The 22,742-nt window shown below is 67.9% G+C and carries 21 protein-coding genes; 4 read left to right on the top strand and 17 right to left on the bottom strand.

Annotation, left to right across the window (positions count from 1 at the left end):
• Positions 1-18: 18 nt before the first annotated feature.
• The 10 genes from paoC to MF610_RS10730 form a co-directional block, all read right to left on the bottom strand.
• Positions 19-2,214 (bottom strand): aldehyde oxidoreductase molybdenum-binding subunit PaoC, encoded by a 2,196-nt coding sequence (paoC, locus tag MF610_RS10775; RefSeq protein WP_242196139.1) that lies wholly within the window; start codon positions 2,212-2,214, stop codon positions 19-21.
• A gap of 4 nt (positions 2,215-2,218) precedes the next feature.
• The gene (locus MF610_RS10770) at positions 2,219-3,181 is read right to left on the bottom strand and encodes an FAD binding domain-containing protein (RefSeq protein WP_242196136.1); all 963 of its coding nucleotides are present in this window, start codon (positions 3,179-3,181) and stop codon (positions 2,219-2,221) included.
• Positions 3,178-3,810 carry an aldehyde dehydrogenase iron-sulfur subunit PaoA gene (gene paoA / locus MF610_RS10765; protein WP_242196132.1) on the bottom strand — a complete coding sequence of 211 codons (633 nt, stop codon included), beginning with the start codon at positions 3,808-3,810 and terminating at the stop codon, positions 3,178-3,180. Before paoA ends, MF610_RS10770 begins: the two co-directional genes overlap by 4 nt.
• A 171-nt stretch (positions 3,811-3,981) precedes the next feature.
• The gene (locus MF610_RS10760; protein ID WP_242196130.1) at positions 3,982-4,290 is read right to left on the bottom strand and encodes a hypothetical protein; all 309 of its coding nucleotides are present in this window, start codon (positions 4,288-4,290) and stop codon (positions 3,982-3,984) included.
• A gap of 480 nt (positions 4,291-4,770) precedes the next feature.
• Entirely contained in the window at positions 4,771-7,005 is a 2,235-nt protein-coding gene (gene katG / locus MF610_RS10755; RefSeq protein ID WP_242196128.1) for a catalase/peroxidase HPI, read from the bottom strand.
• 121 nt (positions 7,006-7,126) lie between these two features.
• On the bottom strand, positions 7,127-7,798 hold the full coding sequence (locus tag MF610_RS10750) for an alpha/beta fold hydrolase (RefSeq protein ID WP_242196126.1): 672 nt from the start codon (positions 7,796-7,798) through the stop codon (positions 7,127-7,129).
• Between the two features lie 15 nt (positions 7,799-7,813).
• Positions 7,814-8,470, bottom strand: coding sequence for a YjbE family putative metal transport protein (locus MF610_RS10745; protein WP_242196124.1), 657 nt, complete (start codon positions 8,468-8,470; stop codon positions 7,814-7,816).
• A 4-nt stretch (positions 8,471-8,474) separates the two neighbouring features.
• Positions 8,475-9,776 carry a CitMHS family transporter gene (locus MF610_RS10740; RefSeq protein ID WP_242196122.1) on the bottom strand — a complete coding sequence of 434 codons (1,302 nt, stop codon included), beginning with the start codon at positions 9,774-9,776 and terminating at the stop codon, positions 8,475-8,477.
• A 20-nt stretch (positions 9,777-9,796) separates the two neighbouring features.
• Complete coding sequence (locus MF610_RS10735; RefSeq protein ID WP_242196120.1) at positions 9,797-11,281, bottom strand: OprO/OprP family phosphate-selective porin; 1,485 nt, start codon at positions 11,279-11,281, stop codon at positions 9,797-9,799.
• Positions 11,278-12,351, bottom strand: coding sequence for an ABC transporter substrate-binding protein (locus MF610_RS10730; RefSeq protein WP_242196118.1), 1,074 nt, complete (start codon positions 12,349-12,351; stop codon positions 11,278-11,280). Before MF610_RS10730 ends, MF610_RS10735 begins: the two co-directional genes overlap by 4 nt.
• 99 nt (positions 12,352-12,450) lie before the next feature.
• Here MF610_RS10730 and MF610_RS10725 point away from each other — a divergent pair, with 99 nt between their 5' ends.
• Both MF610_RS10725 and MF610_RS10720 read left to right on the top strand, forming a co-directional pair.
• Complete coding sequence (locus MF610_RS10725; RefSeq protein ID WP_242196116.1) at positions 12,451-13,116, top strand: response regulator; 666 nt, start codon at positions 12,451-12,453, stop codon at positions 13,114-13,116.
• Positions 13,117-13,201: 85 nt separating this feature from the next.
• Positions 13,202-14,632, top strand: coding sequence for a sensor histidine kinase (locus tag MF610_RS10720; RefSeq protein WP_339328523.1), 1,431 nt, complete (start codon positions 13,202-13,204; stop codon positions 14,630-14,632).
• Between the two features lie 18 nt (positions 14,633-14,650).
• On the opposite strand, the gene MF610_RS10715 is transcribed toward MF610_RS10720, so the two are convergent.
• The 7 genes from MF610_RS10715 to MF610_RS10685 form a co-directional block, all read right to left on the bottom strand.
• Entirely contained in the window at positions 14,651-14,791 is a 141-nt protein-coding gene (locus tag MF610_RS10715; protein ID WP_242196114.1) for an entericidin A/B family lipoprotein, read from the bottom strand.
• A 62-nt stretch (positions 14,792-14,853) separates the two neighbouring features.
• Positions 14,854-15,765 carry a hypothetical protein gene (locus MF610_RS10710; RefSeq protein WP_242196112.1) on the bottom strand — a complete coding sequence of 304 codons (912 nt, stop codon included), beginning with the start codon at positions 15,763-15,765 and terminating at the stop codon, positions 14,854-14,856.
• A gap of 25 nt (positions 15,766-15,790) precedes the next feature.
• Positions 15,791-15,952 carry a hypothetical protein gene (locus tag MF610_RS10705; protein ID WP_242196110.1) on the bottom strand — a complete coding sequence of 54 codons (162 nt, stop codon included), beginning with the start codon at positions 15,950-15,952 and terminating at the stop codon, positions 15,791-15,793.
• Complete coding sequence (locus tag MF610_RS10700) at positions 15,949-17,469, bottom strand: helix-turn-helix transcriptional regulator (protein WP_242196109.1); 1,521 nt, start codon at positions 17,467-17,469, stop codon at positions 15,949-15,951. Before MF610_RS10700 ends, MF610_RS10705 begins: the two co-directional genes overlap by 4 nt.
• A gap of 7 nt (positions 17,470-17,476) precedes the next feature.
• The gene (locus tag MF610_RS10695; protein ID WP_242196108.1) at positions 17,477-17,842 is read right to left on the bottom strand and encodes a CsbD family protein; all 366 of its coding nucleotides are present in this window, start codon (positions 17,840-17,842) and stop codon (positions 17,477-17,479) included.
• A gap of 119 nt (positions 17,843-17,961) precedes the next feature.
• Positions 17,962-18,156, bottom strand: coding sequence for a hypothetical protein (locus MF610_RS10690; protein WP_242196107.1), 195 nt, complete (start codon positions 18,154-18,156; stop codon positions 17,962-17,964).
• Positions 18,157-18,285: 129 nt separating this feature from the next.
• A complete protein-coding gene (locus tag MF610_RS10685) occupies positions 18,286-18,597 on the bottom strand; it encodes a hypothetical protein (RefSeq protein WP_242196105.1) in 312 nt (103 codons plus the stop codon).
• 257 nt (positions 18,598-18,854) lie between these two features.
• Here MF610_RS10685 and MF610_RS10680 point away from each other — a divergent pair, with 257 nt between their 5' ends.
• Positions 18,855-20,222 (top strand): NAD-dependent succinate-semialdehyde dehydrogenase, encoded by a 1,368-nt coding sequence (locus tag MF610_RS10680; protein WP_242196103.1) that lies wholly within the window; start codon positions 18,855-18,857, stop codon positions 20,220-20,222.
• A gap of 72 nt (positions 20,223-20,294) precedes the next feature.
• A complete protein-coding gene (locus MF610_RS10675) occupies positions 20,295-22,727 on the top strand; it encodes an alpha/beta hydrolase family protein (RefSeq protein WP_242196102.1) in 2,433 nt (810 codons plus the stop codon).
• The last annotated feature ends 15 nt before the right edge of the window (positions 22,728-22,742 follow it).

Raw genomic sequence — 22,742 nt, 5'->3', positions numbered from 1 at the left:
GGCAGGTCCGGTCGAACGTCACACAATGGCGGGCAGGCGGTCGAGATATTTGTCGAGCGTGATCGGATAGTCGCGCACGCGCACCCCGGTGGCGTTGTAGATCGCATTGGCCACCGCCGCGCCGACACCGCACAGCCCCAGCTCGCCGACGCCTTTCGCCTTCATCGGGTTGGCCTTGTCATCGGCTTCGTCGAGGAACACGACCTCCTGATGCGGGATGTCGGCATGGACCGGCACTTCGTAGCTGGCGAGGTCGTGGTTGACGAACAGGCCGAAGCGCTTGTCGACCGCCAGCTCCTCCATCAGCGCCGACCCGACGCCCATCGTCATCGCGCCGATCACCTGGCTGCGCGCCGAGATCGGGTTGATGATCCGCCCGGCGGCGCAGACCGCGAGCATCCGCCGCAGCCGGGTGACGCCGGTATAGGCATCGACCGCTACCTCGACGAAGTGGGCGCCGAAGGTGGCGAACTGATATTGCTTGCTGAAGTCGCCGAACTCGATCTTGTCCTCGGCGCTGAGCGGTCCCTGTGCCGCCGCGTCGCGCAGCGCCACCGTCCGGCCGCCGCCGGTCACGCGACCTTCGGCGAACACCGCATCGGTGCCGAGCCCCAGCCGCTGTGCCACCTGTTCGCGCAGCTTGACGCAGGCGGCATAGACGCCGGCGGTGGCGTTGGCCGCGCCCCATTGTCCGCCCGATCCGGCCGATACCGGATAGGACGAATTGCCCAGCCGCACCTCGACCGCGTCGACCGGCACGCCCAGCATCTCGGCGGCGGTCTGGGCGATGATCGTGTAGCTGCCGGTGCCGATATCGGTCATGTCGGTTTCGACCGTCACGCGCCCGTCCTGCGACAGCTGCACGCGCGCCCCCGACGTCATGTTGACGTGGTTGCGAAACGCGGCGGCGACGCCCATGCCGATCAGCCACTTGCCGTCGCGGACCTGCCCCGGCTTGGTATTGCGCTTCGCCCAGCCGAAGCGGTCGGCACCGTCGGTCAGGCAGCGGACCAGCTGGCGCTGCGAAAAGCGCTTGGTCGGTTCGGCCGGATCGACCTGCGTATCGTTCTTGATGCGGAAGGCGACCGGGTCCATGCCCAGTTTTTCCGCCATCTCGTCGATCGCGATTTCGAGCGCCATCATCCCCGGCGCCTCGCCCGGCGCGCGCATCGCATTGCCTTCGGGCAGGTCGAGCACCGCCAGCCGCATCGCCGCCAGCCGGTTCGCGCCGGCATAGAGCAGCTTGGTCTGGTTCACCGCCGCTTCGGGACCGCCATCGGGCTGGTCGCCGGAGCCACTCTCATGGCCGATCGCGGTCAGCATGCCGTCGCGGGTCGCACCCAGCCGGATACGCTGGCGCGTGGCCGGGCGATGGGTCGCGTTATTGGCCATCATCGGGCGGGACATGGCGAGCTTCACCGGCCGCTTCGCTGCCTTCGCCCCCAATGCCGCCAGCACCGCATCGGCGCGCAGGAACAGCTTTCCGCCGAACCCGCCGCCGACATAGGGCGACAGGACCGTCACCTTGTCCTTCGGGATGCCCAGCGTCGTCGCAAGGTCGCCGCGACCCCAGTCGATCATCTGGTTCGAGGTCCACACCGTCAGCGCATCGCCATTCCACGCCGCGATCGACGCGAACGGCTCCATCATCGCATGGGTGTGGTCGGGGGTGGTATATTCGGCGTCGAGCTTGACCGGCGCGGCGGCGTACGCGCTTTCGAAGCTGCCGACCCGCGCCTCGCCATCGTCGCCCGGCGCCGGCCTGGCGGTCTTGAGCGCATCGTCGAGGTCGAAGCGGCCTTTGGTACGCGCATAGTCAACGCGGACCAGCGCGGCGGCGGCGCGGGCCTGTTCGAACGTCTCGGCGACGACCACGGCCACCGCCTGATGGTAATGGTCGACGCTCGGGCCGGCGAGCAGCTTCACCGTGTTCATCTTGCCCTTGCCGAGCTTGCCGGCGTCCTGCGCAGTGACGATCGCCAAGACGCCCGGCGCGGCGCGCGCAGCGCTGGTGTCGATCGAGCGGATCGTCCCCTTTGCCACGCCTGCGCCGACGATCGCGCCATAGGCGGCGTTCGGCACCTCACGGTGATGTTCATAGGCGTACGGGGCGAGGCCGGTGGTCTTGAGCGGGCCGTCGATACGCGGCAGCGCGCGGCCGACCGCCTGTTTGCGGTCGATCGGGTTGGTTCCGGCGGGGGAATCGAACTTCATGGCGTCAGGCCCTGTTCTGGTCGGCGGCTTGCGCGAGGACGGAGGCGAGCGCGCGGGTGGCGAGCGGCAGCTTGAAGGCATTGTCCTTCGTCGGCGTTGCCCCCTGAAACGCGCGAGCGGTGACGGCGGCGGCACCCTGTGGCAACAGGGCATCGGCCGCTTCGACCCGCCATGGCCGCGGAGCGACGCCGCCGAATGCGACGCGCCCGGTGCCGTCGCGCTGGATCACCGCCGCGACCGACACCAATGCATAGGCATAGGAGGCACGGTCGCGCACCTTTTCGTAGAAATGCCTGCCGCCGATCGGGCGGGGCAGGGTGACGGCGGTGATCAGCTCGCCGGGCCGCAGCACCGTGTCCTGATCGGGCCGGTCGCCCCATAGCCGGTGGAAATCGGCGATCGCGATCGAGCGGCGCTGGCCGCTGGCATCGACCGTCTCGACGACCGCGTCGAGCACGCGCATCGCCACCGCCATGTCGCCGGGAAAGGTCGCGATACAATCGTTCGACACGCCGATCACGCCCAGCTGGCGCGAATAGCCGCCGATCGCGGCACAGCCCGACCCCGGCTTGCGTTTGTTGCAGGCCATGTTGGTGTCGTAGAAATAGGGGCAGCGGGTACGCTGGAGCAGATTGCCCGCCGTCGACGCCTTGTTGCGCAACTGTCCGCTGGCCCCGGCGACGATCGCGCGGGTCAGCACGCCGTAATCGCGCCGCACGCGGTCGTCGGCGGCAAGATCGGTGTTGGTGACCAGCGCGCCAATGCGCAGGCCGCCGTCGCGGGTCTTCTCGATCCGGTCGAGCTTCAGGTCCTGTACGTCGACCAGATGAGTCGGCGTCTCCACCTCGATCTTCATCAGGTCGAGCAGGTTGGTGCCGCCAGCGATGAATTTCGCGCCGGGACGCGATGCGACGATGCGCGCCGCCTCGACCGGGTCCTTGGCGCGCTCATAGGTGAATGCTCTCATGCGCCCGCGACCTCCGCCATGGCATCGGCAATGTTGGAATAGGCACCGCAGCGGCAGATATTGCCGCTCATCCGCTCGCGCATTTCCATGTTGGTCGCGAGCGGCTTCGCGGTCAGGTCGGCCTGCACATGGCTGGGAATGCCGCGCCTGATCTCGTCGAGCACCGCCACCGCCGAACAGATCTGCCCCGGCGTGCAATAGCCGCACTGGTATCCGTCATGCTTCACGAACGCCGCCTGCATCGGATGCAGCTTGTCCGGCGTGCCGAGCCCTTCGATCGTGGTCACCCGGTCGCCGTCGTGCATCACCGCCAGCGTCAGGCAGGAATTGATCCGCTTGCCCTCGACCATCACCGTGCACGCGCCGCACTGGCCGTGGTCGCAGCCCTTCTTGGTGCCGGTCAGATGGAGATGTTCGCGCAGCGCGTCGAGCAGCGTGGTGCGCGTGTCGAGTGTCAGTTCGCGGGCGGTGCCGTTGACCGTCAGCCGCACCGGCATCGTCGGTGCGGGCGTCGCGGGCGCCTGACCCTGCGCAAGGGCAGGCAGCGGGGTGGCGACCAGCGCGGCGGTCGCCGCCCCACCGGTCAGGACGCCGCGGCGCGACAGTTCGAGTTCGGACGGCTCCGCCATGGATCGATTCTTCCTTCCCGCCCGCTGGAACGATGGGCGCTGTGGACGCTGAACGCGCCCCGACGGGAAGATAACGCTACCGAGCCGATTTGGTGCAACCGCGATCGTCCTCGGTACGCCGGATGACGTACCGCCGCGCCCGGCGGGGCGCGGCCGTGCGGTCCGGTCGGATCAGCGGCCGGTCAGCGCCGCATCGAAGTCGACGCCGCTTGCCTGCCAGTCGCTGCGGGTCTTGCAGACGGTCTTGCGGAGGATCGAGCCGCTATGCTGCGTCCGGAAGCAGTAGCGGGCGTTGGGCGACGCCTTGTACGCGGCGGCGGCCGGGCCGGCGGCCATGGTGATCGTCAGCGGCAGCGCGGCCGTCGACGCGGCGGCGATGCTGACCGGCGTCGGGGTCGGGACCGCCTTGGGTTGGGCGAAGGCCGAGGTGGCGGCGACGAGGCCGAGGGCGATCGAAATGGCGAAACGAATGGCGGTCATGCTGTTGGCTCCCTGCGCGTCCCGGGTTGTTTCCGGTGATGCCGACACCATTGCAGCGACCGTGCCAGTTTTCGGGGTGCAGAGATTCCAAGGCTTTGCGCGGAGACGATCGATGCGGGATCGTAATTCTCCGCCAAAACAGCGCAGTTTTCGCCAAATTTTGGGATCAGCGACGTTCGCTGGAGCATTCGCGCTATCACTTCCCTTCCTGCCAAGGGAGGGGAGCAGATGGCGCAAATGCTCCGCTTGATGGTGATCCGGCCTCAGATCGTCCTGCGCGACGCACCCGATCGCCTGTCGCTTGGCGGGGTTGCGCATTTTGCGTAGTTTTCGGCCGCCGCCGCTTAACGCGACGACAGGGTAGACGGGATAACGTTGCAGCCCCTTCGATGCACCGACGTCCGGCGATCTCGTTCGCACAAAAAAGGGGCGGCGCGGGATCGCTCCCACGCCGCCCCCTTTCGGTTGGCGTCCTTACGGTCAGGCGGGTTCGGCGACGCCGACCGGCTGCACGCTGTCGTGGTTCTGCGGCACGTCGAACCGGTCCGCATTCATCACCTTGGTCCAGGCCGCGACGAAATCACGGACGAACTTTTCCTCATGCCCCGTCTCGGCATAGACTTCGGCCACCGCGCGCAGCTGGCTGTTCGACCCGAAGATCAGGTCGGTGCGCGTCGCGCGCCAGCGTTCGTGCTGCCCGGCACGGTCATAGCCGATGAACTCTTCGTCGGCGCTGGTGTCGACGACCTTCCAGAAGGTGTCGTTGTTCAGCAGGTTGACGAAGAAGTCGTTGGTCAGCTGCCCCTTGCGGTCGGTGAACACGCCCTCGGGTGCGTCGTTATAGTTCGCACCGAGCACGCGCAGGCCGCCGACCAGCACGGTCATTTCGGGCACCGAGAGGCCGAGCAGCGACGCGCGGTCGAGCAGCAGTTCCTCGGTCTTCACGCTGTGCTTGGTCTTCAGGAAGTTGCGGAAGCCGTCGGCGACCGGTTCCATCACCGCGAAGCTGTCGGCATCGGTCCAGTCCTGCGTCGCGTCGCCGCGACCGCCGGTGAAGGGCACCTCGACTGCGAAGCCGGCGTCCTTTGCCGCCTTCTCGACCGCTGCGCTCCCGGCCAGCACGATCGCATCGGCCAGCGACAGGTTGCCGCGCAGTGCGTCGATCTTCGACAGGACCTGCGACAGTTCCGCCGGCTCGTTCACCTTCCACCCGCGCTGCGGTTCGAGGGCGATGCGCGCACCGTTGGCGCCGCCGCGATGGTCGGAACGGCGGTAGGTCGATGCCGAAGCCCATGCGGTCTTGACCAGCTGGCCGATCGAGAAGCCGGCATTCAGGATTGCCGACTTGAACGCGGCGATATCGCCGTCCGACGGGGCGGTGCCGGCGGGGACCGGGTCCTGCCAGATCAGCGTTTCCTCGGGCACTTCGGGGCCGAGGTAGCGGACCTTCGGGCCCATGTCGCGGTGGGTCAGCTTGAACCACGCGCGGGCGAAGGCGTCCTTGAACGCTTCATGGTCGTTCCGGAACTTCTCCGAGATCGCGCGCATCTCCGGATCGACCTTCAGCGCCATGTCGGCGGTGGTCATCATCGTCGGCACGCGCAGGTTCGGATCATGCGCCGCGGGGGCCATGTCCTCTTGCCGTTGGTCGATCGGCTGCCACTGCTTGGCACCCGCCGGGCTGCGCACCAGTTCGTACTCGTAATCGAGCAGCAGGCGGAAATAGTTGCCCGACCATTCGGTGGGGGTGTTCACCCACGCGCCCTCGATGCCGCTGGTGGTGGTGTGTTCGCCCATCCCGCTTTCGAAGCTGTTGGTCCAGCCGAGACCCATCAGCGAGATGTCCGCACCTTCCGGCGATTCGCCGACCATGGTCGGATCGCCGGCACCATGCGCCTTGCCGAAGGTATGGCCGCCGGCGGTCAGCGCGACGGTTTCCTCGACGTTCATCGCCATGCGGGCGAAGGTTTCCTTAATGTCGCGCGCCGACTGCATCGCGTCGGGCACGCCGCCGGGACCTTCCGGGTTGACGTAGATCAGGCCCATCTGGATCGCGGCGAGCGGCTGTTCCAGTTCCAGCTCTTCCTCGGGCAGGATGCGGGTCTTGTTGTCGGGATGGCCGACGAACTGCTCTTCCGAACCCCAGTAGATGTCCTTTTCGGGCTCGAACACGTCGCGGCGACCGCCGCCGAAGCCGAACACCGGTCCGCCCATATTCTCGATGGCGACATTGCCGGCGAGGATGAACAGGTCGGCCCAGCTGATGTTCTTGCCGTACTTTTGCTTGATCGGCCACAACAGGCGACGCGCCTTGTCGAGGTTGCCGTTGTCCGGCCACGAATTGAGCGGGGCGAAGCGCTGCTGTCCGCTGTTCGCGCCGCCGCGGCCGTCGGCAGTGCGGTAGGTACCCGCGGCGTGCCACGCCATGCGGATGAACAGGCCGCCGTAATTGCCGTAATCGGCCGGCCACCATGGCTGGCTGTCGGTCATCAGCGCGGTCAGGTCGGCCTTCAGCGCGGCATAGTCGAGCTGCTTGAAGGCTTCGGCATAGTCGAACTCATGGCCCATCGGGTCGGGCGAGGTGCCGCCCTGGTTGAGCACTTCGAGGGGCAGTGCATCGGGCCACCAGTCGCGGTTGGTACGGCCCACCAGCGACCGAACCGTGTTCGGTTGGTGGATCGGGCAGCCGCTCATCTCTCCGGTCTTCGCGTCCATTATCGGCTCTCCATTACGATGGCCGACAGACTAACCGGTTAGTGGGTAACCGGGTAAACAATTGTCTCGTTCACACTTGGCGGAAAACTCGATCGGTACGCGAGGGAACCGAATGGGGGCCTTAGCGGCCGCGTCCGACGCCGTCCTGCAACCAGTCGCGCAGCAGCATCGTGACCTCGCCGCCGCGCTCCATCGGTGCCAGATGGCCGCAGTTGCGCAGGATGTGGAAGCGGGCGCCGGGGATGCGGTCGGCGAGCGCCTTGGCATCCTGGGCCAGGCAGATGCGGTCGCGGTCACCGACCGCGACCAGCGCCGGCACGCGTACCGCATCGATCGCGGCGTCGAGGTCGGGCCGCGCAAGCAGCGCGTGCTGCTGGCGTTCGAACACTTCCGGCCCGACGCGTTCGGCCATCGCCTGGACGGGGCCGCTGACGATCGGGGTGAGCGTCGGGTCGGCGTGCGGCGCGGTGGCGAGCAGCCCCTGTTCGCCCATCGTCCGCGGGCGCATCGCCAGCGTAGCGCGCGTGCCGAACAGGGCGATTCGCGCGATCCGCTCCGGCGCCTGCCGCACCATTTCCAGCGCGACATAGCCGCCCAGACTGACGCCGGCGACGGCGAAGCGTGGCGGGGCATGGGCCAGCACCCGCGCCGCCATCTTCGCCAGCGTGTCGTCGACGGTAAGGTCGCCGAGTTCCGGATGGGCCATATCGCCCAGATCGACGATCTGCCGCGCCCATAATTGCCCGTCGCAGCCCATGGCGGGCAACAGGACCAACGGCATCGAAGGGCTCATCCGGAAGCTCCAGTATCAGGTGAAGAGGGGCAGGATGCCGCGGGCCGGATCGGTCAGCCCTTCGTAGATCATGCGGCAGGCGACATAGACGATGACGGCAAGGCCGATATACGCGACCCAGCGATAGCGTTCGATCACGCGGGCCAGCACGTTGGCGGCGATGCCCATCAGCGCGACCGACAGGATCAGCCCGACGGCAAGGATGCCGGGATGGTCGCGCGCGGCACCGGCGACGGCCAGCACGTTGTCGAGGCTCATGCTGACATCGGCGACCGCGACGGCCCAGGCGGCGCTGGCGAAGCTGCGTGGGGCAGCGGCCTTGAGCGCGGTCTCCTCGCCCGTAGCATCTTCATGGTCGCGCAGCTCGCGCCACATCTTCCACGCCACCCATACCAGCAGCAGGCCGCCGGCGAAGACGAGGCCGGTGACCTGCAGCAGCTGGGTCACGACCAGGGCGAAGGCGACGCGCAGGATCAGCGCGGCGCCGACTCCGATCAGGATGACCTTGCGGCGCATCGCCGGCGGCAGGCCGGCAGCGAGCGCGCCGACGACGATGGCATTGTCCGCCGCCAGCATGATGTCGATCAGCACAACCTGGGTGAAGGCGGCGAGGGCGGACGGACTGCCGATATTGGCGAAGTCGGCGACGATATGGTTCCAGAGTTCGGTCATCAGATCAGCTCACGAAAGGGAAGGCGAGTACCGCCATACCGACAAGCGTCATCACAACACAGACCGCCGTTGCGGGGATCAGCGTAAATCGTTGATGATCGGCCAGATCGATGCCCGCGAGGCTGACCAGCAGATAGGTGGAGGGCACCAGCGGGCTGAGCAGATGGACCGGCTGCCCCATCAGCGACGCGCGCGCGATCGCCATCGGCGACACGCCGTAATGCGCTCCGGCCTCCGCGAGGATCGGCAGCATCCCGAAATAGAAGGCGTCGTTCGAGATGAAGAAGGTGAAGGGCAGCGAAAGCGCGGCGGTGATCGGCGCCATGTACGGCCCCATCGCCGGCGGGATGAAGCCGACGACTTCCTTGCTCATCGCCTCCACCATGCCGGTGCCCGACAGGATGCCGGTGAAGATGCCCGCGGCGAAGATCAGCGAGACGACCGACAGGACGTTGCCGGCATGCGCGGCGATGCGTTCCTTCTGTTCGGCGACCTGCGGATAGTTGACGATCATCGCGACCGCGAACGCCAGCATCATCAGCACCGACAGCGGCAGGATGCCCGATACGAGGCCCGCGATCAGCGCCAGCGTCAGCGCGCCGTTGAACCAGCGCAGGTGATAGCGGCGTGCTTCGGGGAACTGCGACACCGCCATGCCGGTGAACGCGGTCGGGCCATTGGCCTTCACATGGCCGATGCGGCGGCGTTCCTTGCGCCCGAACCAGATGGCAAGGCCGATCAGGAAGGCGAGGCCGACGAGCATGCCGGGGATCAGCGGCAGGAACAGCGTGGCGGGATCGAGCTTCAGCGCGCTGGCGGCACGCGCGGTCGGGCCGCCCCATGGCGTCAGGTTCATGATGCCGCTGGTGCTCATGAGCAGGCAGCACAGGTACAGCCGGTTCATGTCGTAGCGCTTGTAGAGCGGCAGCAGCGCGGCGATGGTGATGATGTAGGTCGTGGAGCCATCGCCATCGAGGCTGACGATCGCGCACAGCACGACCGTGCCGATCAGGATCAGCAGCGGATCGCCGTGGACGACCCGCAGCAGCCGGTTGACCAGCGGATCGAACAGCCCGGTATCGGTCATGATCGAAAAGAACAGGATCGCGAACAGCAGCATCACGCCGGTCGGCGCAAGATTCTTGATGCCGTCGATCATCATGTCGCCGATGCCGCTGGCGAAGCCGGCGATCAGCGCGAAGAGCGTGGGAACGACGATCAGCGCGACCAGCGGGGTCATCCGCTTGGTCATGATGAGCGTCATGAAGGTGGCGACCATCAGGAAGCCGAGCAGGGCGAGATCCATGGGTAAGCTCCCCGGGGAGGTCAGAAGGTGACGGCGATGCGGGTCATGACGGTCTGGCCGTCATCGGGCCCGACAAAGGCGCCGGCGCGATTGTCGGTGTTCCAGTGGACCAGATTGGCCTGGAACCGTGTGAAGCTGTTGAGGTACCAGTTGGCGCCGATCGTCGCGGCCCAGCCCTGCCCACCGGTCAGCAGGTCGGTGTAGTCGAGATTCTCGTAGCGGGCGGTCAGCTCGATCGCGCCCGGCCCTCCTTCGAAGATCGGGCGCAGCACGCGCGGCTGGCCGAAACTGCCCAGACGCGGGTTGTACGGCGGCAGATCGCCGGTCAGGAACCACCCGCCCGACAGGCTCCACGCCTTGCTGACGAAATCGGGACGTCCGGCGTCGAGCCGCGCGTGGCGCTGCCCCGCTTCGGCCATCAGCCAGACGGGCCCCACATAGCCGCCGAGTTCCGCGCCATAGCCGGTGGTGCCGGTGCCGCCGAGGAGCGTCCCCGACGATACGCGCAGCGCGCCGTTGAAGCGACCGCCGATCACGGTGTTGCGGGTCAGCGTGGTGGCACCGGCAGCCAGCCCTTCGTCGAAGCCCCATGCGCCGACGTGCAGCACGCTGTTGGCGGTCTTGATCGGGTTCCAGTGCGCGCGCGCCAGCACGGTGCGGCTGTCGTTGCCGCCCTGGTTGCCGTCGATGCGGTCGCCAGTGACGGTCAGCGAGGCGTGGCCGGTCTTCCAGAACAGGCGCGGCATGATGCCGACGCCGTAGAAGCCGCGCTGCGGGATGATCGCGGTCGACACGACGGTGCGTTCCATGAACGGCGTCGAATCTGACCCGGTCGATCCTTCGAACCCGCGATCGTTGAACAGGTGGCCGGCGCGGACGTCGTAATCGATGCCCGGCGCGATCCGGTTGCGCCAGCCGATGAACGCGGTGACGATATCGACCTCGTTCTCCGAAAAGTCGCTTTCGAACTGGTAGAAGAAGTGCGTGCCGACCCCGCCTTCGAGGCCGAGGCGCAGCGCCCGCATGCCGGTGGTCGTGATGTTGCGCGCGGTATAGTCGGAGCCGAAGGTCGAGCTGACATCGGTCAGGATGCGCCCGCGCGGCTTGAAGGTGTAGACGCCGTCAGCCGAGTGGAAGACGGGCAGGCCCGCACCCCATTCGGTGGTGACGCCCGCGGCATTGGCCTGCCGCGCCTGCGCCACATCGCGCTCGGCCGGGCCGGGAGGCACGAGCTGCGGTGCGAACGGGCTGGTGACGTTGCCGCCGGATTGCGACGGGGTCTGCGCCAGAACGACCGGCGGGGTTGCGGGCGCGGGCGTCGGCGCCGGCTGCGCCGTGGCTACCGGCGTGCCCTCCAGCCGGTCGAGCCGGGCGCGCAGCGCGGCGATCTCGGCCGACTGCGCCTTGACCAGCGCCGCCAGCTCCTCCTGCGTCGGGGTCTGGGCCAGTGCGGGCGTGGCGGCGATCAGCGCGACGAGCGCGCAGCCGGTGCGGAACAGGGTCATTGCGGGGTTCCTTGAGTCAGGATCGCGCGCCAGTCGGCGAGGAAGCGGCGGCGCATGATCGTGTCGAGATTGACGAGAAGCTGTGGGCCCACACGGATCGGGCGCTGCTGTTCGGGGGACAGGCGGGGCGCGCGCACGTCGCGGCGCACCGGCAGCAGCCATTGCCGGGCCAGCAGCGTCTGGCCGGTGCGCGACAGCAGGAAGTCGAGGAACAGCTTCGCCGCCGCCGGTCGCCGTGCATCGCGGGCGATGAAGGCGACGCGCGAGGCGACGATGGTGTAGTCGCGCGGAAAGATCACGCCGATGCGCGGATCGCGCTGTGCGCGGGTCAACGCATAGGGGCCGACGACGTTGTAGGCGATCGCCACCCGGCCGTCGGCGACCGCATCGAGCATCGGTTCGGTGGTCGGCGACAGCCAGGGCCGGGTCGCTGCCATCGCCTGCACCAGCGAGCGCGTGTCGCGGGTGATCGCGAAATCCTCCGCCAGATACAGATAGCCGACGTTCGAACGCGCCGGATCGTAGGTCGCGACCTTGCCGGTCAGCGCCGCGCGGCGGGTGCGCAGCAGTGCCTCGAACGCCTCGTGCGTACGCGGCGCCTGTGCCTGCGGGATCAGCCGGCGGTTGTAGACGAAGGCGACGGGTTCGGTGGTGACGCCGTATCCCATGTTCTTCCACACCGCGTTCGCGGGCAAAGCGGGCTTTTCGGGGCTGAGATAAGCCTGGGCATAGCCGTCGTTGATCAGCTTCGCCTGCAGGTCCATGCCCGACGACCACACCAGATCGGCGCTCGCCTTGCCGGTGCGCGCCGCAGTCACGACGCGGCGGTAGATTTCGCGCGACTCGAGATCGTCGTAGCGGACGACGACCCCCGGCCAGGTCCGGCGGAACGCGGCGATCAGCGGCGCCATCGCCGACGCATCGGCATTGCCGAAGACATGCACGCCGCCCTCCGCCCGTGCCGCCGCGACCAGCGCGTCGTAGGAGCGCGGATAGCCGGCCGGCCGCTGCGCCAGTGCCGGGGCACTCGCAACGATCAGCATCGACAACAGGATCAGGCGACGTTTCATTTCCAGGTCCTCTCGCTTCCCGCCTCTGGGTTCGGGTAAGCTCGCACCCATGGCCTATGGATCGAACCTGTCATCCGCCTTTCACGGATCGGCCGCACGATGCGGATATTGATCGTCGAGGACGATGCGGCGTTGGCGCGCAGCATCGTCGCGTTGCTGCGCGCGGCGGGCCATGCGGTGGACCATGTCGCGACCGGCGAGGACGCGCTGATGGTGCTGTCGGGCGAGCCCTATGCGCTGACCATCCTCGACGTCGGGCTGCCCGATATCGACGGGTTCGCGGTGTTGCAGGCGCTCAGGCGGCGCGGCGACCGGGTGCCGGTGCTGATGCTGACCGCGCGCGACGCGCTGGACGACCGGGTGCGCGGACTCGATCTGGGTGCCGACGATTATCTGCGCAAACCCTTTGCGCCCGAGGAGCTGGAGGCGCGGATTCGCGCGCTGGGGCGGCGGCGGGGCGGCGATCCGACGCCCGAACTGGTGATCGGGTCGCTGACGCTCGACCGGTCGCGGGCGCAGGCGCGAGTGGGGGAGCGGGTGCTCGACCTCCGGCGGCGCGAATGGGCGGTGCTCGACGCGCTGGCGACGCGCGCCGGACAGATCGTGCCGCGCGAGACGCTGCAATCCGAAGTGTTCGGCTATGACGACCCGGTCGGACCCAATGCGATCGAGGTGAACATCACCCGCCTGCGCGGCAAGCTGGCGCCCGATGGCCCGACGATCCGTACCGTGCGTGGTGTCGGTTACTTGCTCGATGCCGGTTGAAGCGCCGATCGGAAATTCGCGGAAACGCGAATTCCAAGGCGGTGCTGGCCCGCTCCCCCTCCCGGCCACCCATCAGGATACTCGTGTGGGTGGCCGGGAGGGGGAGCGGGCCGGCACCGCACCAGGTAACGCGCGGGGACAGGCGCTGGCGCTGCGCACGCGGTTGCTGGCGGCGATGCTGGCGCCGCTCATCGGGATCGCGGTGCTGCTGGGCTTGGCGGGCGCGACGCTGATCGCCGATGTCGTGCGGCGGACCAACGACCGGGTGCTGGGCGGGGCGCTGGGCGCGATCGCGGAGACGGTGCAGGTCGAACGCGGCGAAGTGACGATGGACCTGCCCGCCGCCGCGTTCGGGATGCTGGAGAATAGCGAGCGCGACAATGTCTATTACCGGATCGCGGTCGGCGACCGGTTGCTGACCGGCTATGCCGACCTGTCGGCGCCGCGGCCCGCCGACCTCGCGCTCGATACGCCGCGGTTTCGCTATGCCAGCTATAACGACCAGCCGATCCGCATCGCCGAGGTGCGCCGGTCGTTGCCGCGCATCGCCCAGCCGGTGGTGGTGCAGGTGGCCGAGACGCTGGACGGCCGCCACGCGCTGCAACGCAAATTGCTGATCGCGCTGCTGGTCGGGGAGATATTGCTGGTCGGGGTCGCGATGCTGCTGATCCGGCCGGCGCTGGCGTGGAGTTTGAAACCGCTGTCGCGGCTGCGCGGTGCGGTGGCGGCGCGCGATACGCGGGCGACCCCCGATCTGTCGCCGCTCGACACCGGGCCGCTGCCGATCGAGCTGATGCCGCTGGCGCAGGCGTTCGACCATCTGCTCGCCCGGCTGGACGCTGCTACGGCAGGGATGCGGCGCTTCACCGCCGACGCCTCACACCAGATGCGCACGCCGCTGGCGGTGCTGAAGCTGCAGGTGACGCTGGCACGGCGCGGGGAGCCGACGGCGCTCGGCGAAATCGCCGATGCCGCCGACCGGCTGGAGCATCTGGTCAAGCAGTTGCTGGCACTGGCGCGGGCCGAGGAGACGGGCAGTTCGCCGCCGTTCGAGCGCGTCGACCTGCGCGAGGTGGCGATCGCGGTCATCAACCGCCGCATCGCGCAGGCGATCGAGACGGGCGTCGAGGTGCATCTGGACGCACCCAAGGCGCTGGCGATCGCCAGCCACCGTACGTTGCTGTTCGAAATCCTGTCGAACCTGCTCGACAACGCCATCCGCTACAACCGGCGGGGCGGGCAGGTGAGCATCGTCGCCGAGGGGAGTGGTGAGGGTGCGGTGGTAATCGTCGCCGATGACGGGCCGGGCCTGCCCGAGGGCGATCTGGCGCGGCTGGGGCAGCGTTTCACCCGCCTGTCGACCAGCCGCGACAGCGAGGGCAGCGGGCTGGGCTTCGCGATCGTGCGCTCGGCGGCGGAGCGGCTGGGGGCGACGATGACGGTCGAGAACAGCCGGCCCGGGCTGCGGGTGACGCTGGTGCTGCCCGGCAGCAAGGCGACACCGCCCCCGGTATGACGGGGGCGGTGCGCGCGATTACTTCTTTTCCTGGCCCGAGGCGCCGGACACGGCGGACCCGGCCGAGCGCAGATCCTTGCCCGCGCCGTTGACGGTGTTGCAGGCGCCGAGCATCACCGACGCGGCCAGCACGAGGCCCAGAGCGATCTTCTTGGTCATGCGGTTTCTCCTTGTGCGTAAGAGGGTGCGGCGGACCCGATACGCTGGCCCGCCGCGGACACTCAGCGCAGCCGGCGGCGGGCCGCCGCGGTTGCGCCGAAACCGGCTGCGGCCGCACCGACGAGCAATGCCAGCACCAGAACGAACGAGGTGCCCGCTGCGGCCCCGGCGGCCTTGTCGGTCGCCGACTTGGCGGTGGCGATCGTCTCGTTCTTGGTCTGGACGAACTGCTGCTTGGCGCGGGTGACCTGCGCCTGCGCTTCGGGACGGCTGATCTTGCGCTGTGCGGCGACGATGTCGACGATGCGGCTTTCGGCCTGCTGGCCTTCGGCACCGCCGCGGGCGAGCGCGGGCAGCTGACGGGCGATCTCGGCCTGCGCCTGTTCGGGGGTCATCTGTGCCGGATCGTTCGGCGCGTCCGACAGATACGCGGCGGCTTCGCTGCGCACGTCCTGCGCGGCGTCCTGCACGTCGTTCGCATCGACGCCCGCGACCGACGCGGCGGCGGGGGCTGCCGCCGTCACCGCGCCGACCGCGCTGCCTGCCGTGCCGGCGACCGCGCCGACCGTGCGGAACGCACCGCCGATGATGCCGCCGACCGCCGAGGTCAGCAGGTACAGCGTCAGGATCAGCGTGACGCCCCACACGACCAGCCCGTGGACCAGCGCATCGAACCGTTCGGTTACACCGGCAACGCGCGCCGCGGCATAGCCGCCCGCGCCCAGCGCCAGCACGGTGGTGATCAGCCAGTAGATGCCGGCACCGATGCCGAAGCCCGCGGCGCCCGGCGTCGTACCCTCGACCGGGTCGACCATGGTCAGGCCGATCCCCGCACCGAGGATGCCCAGCACCAGCTGCACCGCGATCGCGATCACGACGCCGCCGAACACGGCGGCCCATGACAGGCGGGTCGCGGTCTTGCCGACGCGCGTCTCATCTATCGGCGCGAGGCCGTGGGATAGGTTGGTAGCCATAGTGTCTCCTGTTGAAATCGAAGGGTTACGGGCGCTTGCGCTTGCCCTGTTCGATGGGGTCGGTGTCGGGCCGCTCGGCCGCGCCGTGCGCCTGTGCCGCGTCGTCGCCGATCAGCTTGCCGATCGCTTCGTGAACCGATGCCTTGGTCTTGGCGGTAGCGGCGTCCTTTGCCTTGTCGTTGCTCATGACGCCGTCTCCCGTTCGGATTTGTCGAGGCTGACGCCTTCGCCGTCGAAGCCGCGCGCGCGGGCCCAGGCGACGGCGGCGATCCGGCGGTTGACGCCGATCTTGGCGTAGATGCGCGCGACATGGTTGCGCACCGTGTTCGCCGCGACGTCGAGCGTGCGGGCGATCGTCTTGTCGTCATAGCCGCGACAGATCAGTGCCAGCACGTCGCGTTCGCGTGACGTCAGATGGTCGAGGCCGGGACCGCTCGCCACGCCCTGCGGCGTGCGCAGCCGGGCCAGCTTGTCCATGATCGACCGGCTGAACCAGCTGGTGTCCTTCATCACCGCCTCGATCGCCTCGACCAGCTCCATCTCGGTCGCCTTGCGCTGGGTAATGTCCTGGAACGCCCACAGGACGCAGGCGTCGTCCCCCAGCCGGATCGCTTCGGTCGACACGATGCAGTCGATCGTCGCGCCGTCCTTCGCATGGATGCGCGCTTCTTGCCCGCGGAGGTCATGGCCGCTGTCGATCAACTGTTCGATCGCGCGGCGCATCGCACCGTCTTCCCACAGTTCGACCTCGCCCAGCGGGCGGCCGATGATCTCGGTCGCGCTGTAGCCGGTCAGTTCGGTGAAGCTCGCGTTGACCTCGCACAGCAGATGCCCGTCGCGCGCGCCGATCGCCATCGGTACCGGCGCCAGCTGGAAGGTGCGGGTGAAGCGTTCCTCGCTATGACGCAGCGCCGCTTCCGCCTTTCGCCGCGGTTCGAGGTCGGCGAAGGTGAACAGCATGCAGGGCTGGCCGTTCATGTCGATCGGCTGGCCGGCGACGATCACCAGCTTGGTCCCGCCGCCGGGCAGTTCCAGTTCCGCCTCCATCTGCGGGATGGTGCTCCCCTCGGCCAGGCGTTCCTTGGCGAGGTCGAGCCGGTCGCCATGGCGCAGGACGTCGATGTCGTAGACCTTCTTGCACAGCACCTGATCGCGCTGGTGCCCGGTCATGTCGAGGAACCCCTGATTGACCTTCACGAACCGCAGGTCGCTGAGGCGACAGATCAGCGCGGGCGCGGGGTTGGCGTTGAACGACTGTTCGAACCGGTCCTCGGCCTCGTAGCGGGCCGACACGTCCTGAATAATCAGCACGAGGCAGGCCGGTTCGCCGCCATCGTCGTCGTTCAGCACCAGGCTGCGCACCTGATGCACCCAGCGCGGTTCCTCCTCGCCCGCGACGATCACCTCGACCACCACTTCGGAAAAGCGGTCGCCCGCGACGACCCGTTCGATCGGATAATCGTCGGCCTCCAGCCGGTGGTTGTTGCGATAGCGCAACTGGAAGCGGGCGCGATACTCGTCGACCGTCGCGCCCAGATCGGCGAGGTCGGCCACGCCGTGCATCGCCAGCGCGGCGTCGTTCGCCCAGAGCAGGCTCTGGTCGGGATCGATCAGGATCACGCCCTCGTCGAGACCGGCGATGATCTGGCGCAAATGGCGCAGATCGGCGGTTTCGCGCAGGGTCTTGAACGACGCCTTGCTCATCGCCGGCTCAGCCGCGACGTCCGTGCAGGAGCCAGGCGACGCCATAGCCGATAATCGCGGCACCGACCGCCAATAGCAGCGGACTGTCCTCGACGGTGCGCGCGGCGGCGGTGCCGCCTTTATGCGCCGTGTCGGCGACCTGGCGCCCGGCGGTCTTCAGCTTGTCGCGCGCCGATTCGGCCAGCGCCGGGGCGCTGTCGATCGCATCCTCGACGATCGCGCGGACGCGGCCATAGCTGTGCTGCGCGCCGCCCGCGACCTGATCGACCACGCCGTTGACCTGCCAGTCGCGGCTGTTCACCGTGTCGCCCACGGCCTTTTCGACCTTGCCGCCGGCATAGCGCAGGCCGCCTTCGAATTCGTCCTTGTTCACTTCGAACGGTCCTTCAGAAAATGGGGCGGCCGGCGAAATGCCGGGCCGCCCAGATCGCCATGTCAGGGCGCATCAACCGATCGAAGGGGTTCGTGTTCCTGGTATATTTGCCGGGATCGCTAGTCAGTAAGTACCATCGCGACCAGCGCGGCCTGTTCTTCATACAGGCGAGACAAACGGTCATGGATCATGCGCGCTTCACCTTCCGCTGTATTTTCAGCGATTTGGCGATGCACTTCGGCGCGCTGGAGCAAATAGTCGCGTTCTTCGCCGGCAGGGCGCAACATCTGGTCGGGTCGGGTCGATTTGCTCATGCCGCAACGATATCACCGGCGGATCGGGGGCGAAATCGTGCCGAAATACCCGGTCCCTGGTGCAGAGCTACCCCATAGGACAACGGCCGCACCCACCGGGTACGGCCGTTGTCGTCGATGGCGGGCGGATCAGCGGCCGGCGAGTGCCGCGTCGAGATCGACCCCGGTCGCTTCCCATTCGCCGCGGGTCTTGCAGCTGGTCTTCAGGATGCGCGACCCGGTGACTTCGTTGCGGAAGCAGTAGCGGGCGTTCGGCGATGCCTTGTAAGCGACCGCGGCGGGACCGGCGGCAAGGGTAACGGTCAGCGGCAGTGCGGCGGCCGATGCGGCGGCGACCGGGCTGGGTGCCGGGGTCGGGGCGGCATTGGGTTCGGCGGCGAAGGCCGAGGTGGTTGCGACGAGGCCGAGGACGATCGAAGTGGCGAAACGGATGGCGGTCATGATGCTGTCTCCCTGTGCGTTCCGGGTTGTTTCCGGTGATGCCAACTACATTGCAGCGACCGTGCCAGTTTTTCGCGATAAGCAATTACAATGACTTACGCAAAGACTACAAACGTAGATGTGGGATTTGCCGCCAGAGTCGCGCAATCCACGCCAATGCTTGGCAAATGGCGATCGCCGCTTGCTGCAACCGTGCATGGCGCAGCGACGTTCTGATGCCGATTCCGGTTCGCCGGACACTAATTCGAGGGCCCGCCATGTTCAAAAGCGTCAATCCCGCGACCGGTCAGCAGATCGCGACCCATCCCGTCCTGAGCGCGCCGGAGGTCGAGGCGAAGCTGGCGCTGGCGGCACAGGCCTATGCTGCGTGGCGGACGACGCCGATCGCGGATCGCGTCGCGCTGCTCGAACGGATCGCCGATCGCTACGACGCGAACAAGGACCGGCTGGCGCGGATGGCGACGCAGGAAATGGGCAAGACGCTGAAATCGGCGGTGGCCGAGGTGGAGAAATGCGCCGCCGCGTTCCGCCATTATGCGCAACACGGGCCGGCGATGCTCGAACCGCAATCCTACCCGTTGGGCAATGGTGGCACCGCCGAAGTGAACTGGCTGCCGCAGGGGCCGGTGCTGGCGATCATGCCGTGGAACTTCCCCTATTGGCAGGCGGTACGCTTCCTCGCGCCCACTATCCTTGCGGGCAATGTCGGCCTGCTCAAACATGCCAGCATCGTGCAGGGCGTTGCCGGGCTGATGGAGGAGATGGTGCGCGATGCCGGTGCGCCCGAGGGGCTGTTCCAGAACCTCGCCATCCGGTCGGACGCGGTCGGCGACATCATCGCCGACGACCGGGTCGTCGCGGTGACGCTGACCGGCAGCGAGGGGGCGGGCGTCGCGGTTGCCGAACAGGCCGGGCGCCACTTGAAGAAGGTCGTGCTGGAACTGGGCGGGTCGGACCCGTTCGTGGTGATGCCGTCGGCCGATCTCGACGCCGTGGTGAAGGCGGCGGTGACGGCACGGGTGCAGAATAGCGGCCAGTCGTGCATCTGCGGCAAGCGGATGATCGTGCATGCCGATATTTACGACGCGTTCCTCGCCAAATTCGCCGACGCGATGCGCGCGGTGCAGGCGGGCGACCCGATGGACCCGGCCAGCGACATGGGGCCGCTGTCGAGCTTCGAACAGCGCGATACGGTGATCGAGCAGATCGCCGAGGCGAAGCGGCAGGGCGCGACACTGTTGGTCGGCGGCGAACGGCCCGACCTGCCCGGCGCCTATCTGACCGCCGGTATCCTAACCGACATATCCCCCGACAGTCCGCTGATGGCCGAGGAAATCTTCGGACCGATCGCGATGTTGTTCCGCGCTGCCGATATCGACGACGCGATCCGCATCGCCAATGACATCCCCTTCGGCCTCGGATCGTCGGTATGGACCAATGATGAGGGTGAGCAGGACCGCTTCGTCCGCGATATCGAAGCGGGGATGACCGCGATCAACCAGATGCTGGCATCGTCGCCCGAGGCGCCGTTCGGCGGCATCAAGCGATCGGGCCATGGCCGCGAGCTCGGACCGTTCGGGCTGCACGAGTTCATGAACCTGAAGACGGTGTTCCGTACGGGCTGAGGCACCGCCGCACGGCTGGCGGAGGCGCGGCGCGCGTGGCAGGATGCCCCAAACGACAATAAGGGGTTATGCATGCGCGTCGGTGCCTGTCTGGTTGCTTTCCTGCTCGCCTCCACCGCTTCGGCGCAGGAGCCGGGCACCGCCTATCACCGGGCACCCGATGCGATCGCCAAAATCCTCGAAGCTCCGCCGACCCCGGCGGTCGCGGTCAGCCCCGATCACCGCACGCTTGCCATCCTCGGGCGCGAGAACCTGCCGAGCATCGCCAATCTGTCGAAGCCGATCCTGCGCCTTGCCGGCTATCGCATCGATCCCGCGACCAACGGGCAGGCGGAGATGCGGGTCCAGTGGCTCAATGCGCTGGGCTTCAAGGATATCGCGACCGGTCGCACGGTGGAGGTGCAACTGCCCGCGGGCACGCGCTTCGCCGCGCCCGACTGGTCGCCCGACGGTGCGCGGCTGGCTTTCTATGCACAGGAGCCGAACGGGCTGTCGCTGTGGATCGCCGAGCGGAGCGGCGCCGCGCGGCGGGTGGCGAGCGGGCTGAACGGCACGTTGGGCACGCCGTTCGCGTGGACGCCCGACAGTCAGGCCTTGATCGCCTATGTCGTCCCGACCGGCCGTGGCGCGGCACCGGTCGCCTCCACCACGCCCGCCGGGCCGGTGGTGCAGGAGAGCATGGGCCGTATGTCGGCGGCGCGCACCTATGAGGATTTGTTGCGCAACGCCTATGACGAGGCGCTGTTCGACCATTATTTCACCGGGCAGCTGGTGCGAATCGACCTTGCCGGCACCGCGCGCCCGATCGGGCAGCCGGGGCTGATCACCGATTTCAGCGTGTCGCCCGATGGTCGCTACCTGCTGACCGAACGGTTGAAGCGGCCCTATTCCTATTTGCTGCCCGCCAGCTATTTCCCGACCGAGATCGCCGTGGTGACGATCGACGGACAGCCGGTGAAGACCTTGGTCGACCGGCCGCTCGCCGACGACCTGCCGGTCGATTTCGACGCGACGGTGAAAGGCCCGCGCGAGGCGACGTGGCGGGCCGACGCGCCTGCGACGTTGGTGTGGGCTGAGGCGCTGGACGGCGGCGATCCCAAGGCGAAGGTCGCGTTCCACGACCGCATCCTGATGCAGAGCGCACCGTTTTCCGCCGCACCGGTCGAACTGGCGCAGACCCCGGCACGCTATGGCGGCATCCTGTGGGGCAATGACGATTTCGCGCTGGTCGTCGACCGCGAATGGCGCACGCGCACCGAACACCGCATCGGCGTGTCGCCAGCGCGGCCGGGCCAGACCCGCGCGCTGCTGACGCGCAACTATCAGGACCAATATGGCGACCCCGGCATGCCGATGACCGAGGAGAATGCGGCGGGCAAGCCGGTGATGCGCTTTACGCCGGCGCGCGACGCGGTCTACATGACCGGTGATGGCGCGACCAAGGCGGGCGCCTTCCCGTTCCTTGGCCTGATGCCCGTCGCCGGCGGCGAGCAGAAGCGGCTGTGGACCGCGCAGGCGCCCTATTACGAAACCGTCGTGGCGCTGCTCGACGACCAGGGCACACGGATGCTGACCCGGCGCGAAAGCGCGAAGCTCGCCCCCAATTACATGCTGCGTGGGGTGAAAGGCGGTAAGGCGCGGCCGATCACTGACTTCGCCGATCCCGCGCCGGTCTTTGCCGGGGTGAAGCAGCAGACGATCACCTATAACCGCGCCGACGGCCTGCCGCTGTCGGGATCGCTGTACCTGCCCGCCGGCTATGACGCGAAGCGCGACGGGCCGCTACCGACGCTGCTCTGGGCGTATCCGGCCGAATATACCGATGCGAAGGTTGCCGGGCAGACGGTCGATCAGGGCAACCGCTTCGTCCGCCCACGCGGGATCAGCCACCTTTTCCTGCTGACGCAGGGCTATGCGATCCTCGACAACCCGGCGATGCCGATCATCGGCGAAGGCGGGGCGGAGGCCAACGATACCTATGTGAAGCAGCTGCGGGAGGATGCGCAGGCGGCGGTCGACGCGGTGGTGAAGCTGGGCATCGGCGACCGCACCCGCATGGCGGTGGGCGGGCACAGCTATGGCGCGTTCATGACCGCAAACTTGTTGGCACACACCGATCTGTTCCGCGCCGGCATCGCCCGGTCGGGTGCGTATAACCGCACGCTGACCCCGTTCGGGTTCCAGGCGGAACAGCGCACCTATTGGCAGGCGACGCCGACCTATACCGAGATGAGCCCGTTCACCTATGCCAACCGGATCAAGGAGCCGATCCTGCTGATCCACGGTGCGGCGGACGACAATAGTGGCACCTTCCCGATCCAGTCGGAGCGGATGTATGCGGCGTTGAAGGGCAATGGCGCGACGGTCCGCTATGTCGTGCTGCCGAACGAAGCGCATGGCTATCGCGCGCTCGAATCGACCGGCGAAACGCTGTGGCAGATGACCGACTGGCTCGATCGCTATGTGAAGCCCAAGGCTGCCGCTCCGGTCGCGCCTGCGCAGTAATCGCGCCGCTTGCCA

Origin of the sequence: Sphingomonas hankookensis (assembly GCF_022664465.1) — a bacterium.
Taxonomy (GTDB): domain Bacteria; phylum Pseudomonadota; class Alphaproteobacteria; order Sphingomonadales; family Sphingomonadaceae; genus Sphingomonas; species Sphingomonas hankookensis.
This window is presented reverse-complemented; position numbering and strand designations above follow the sequence as displayed.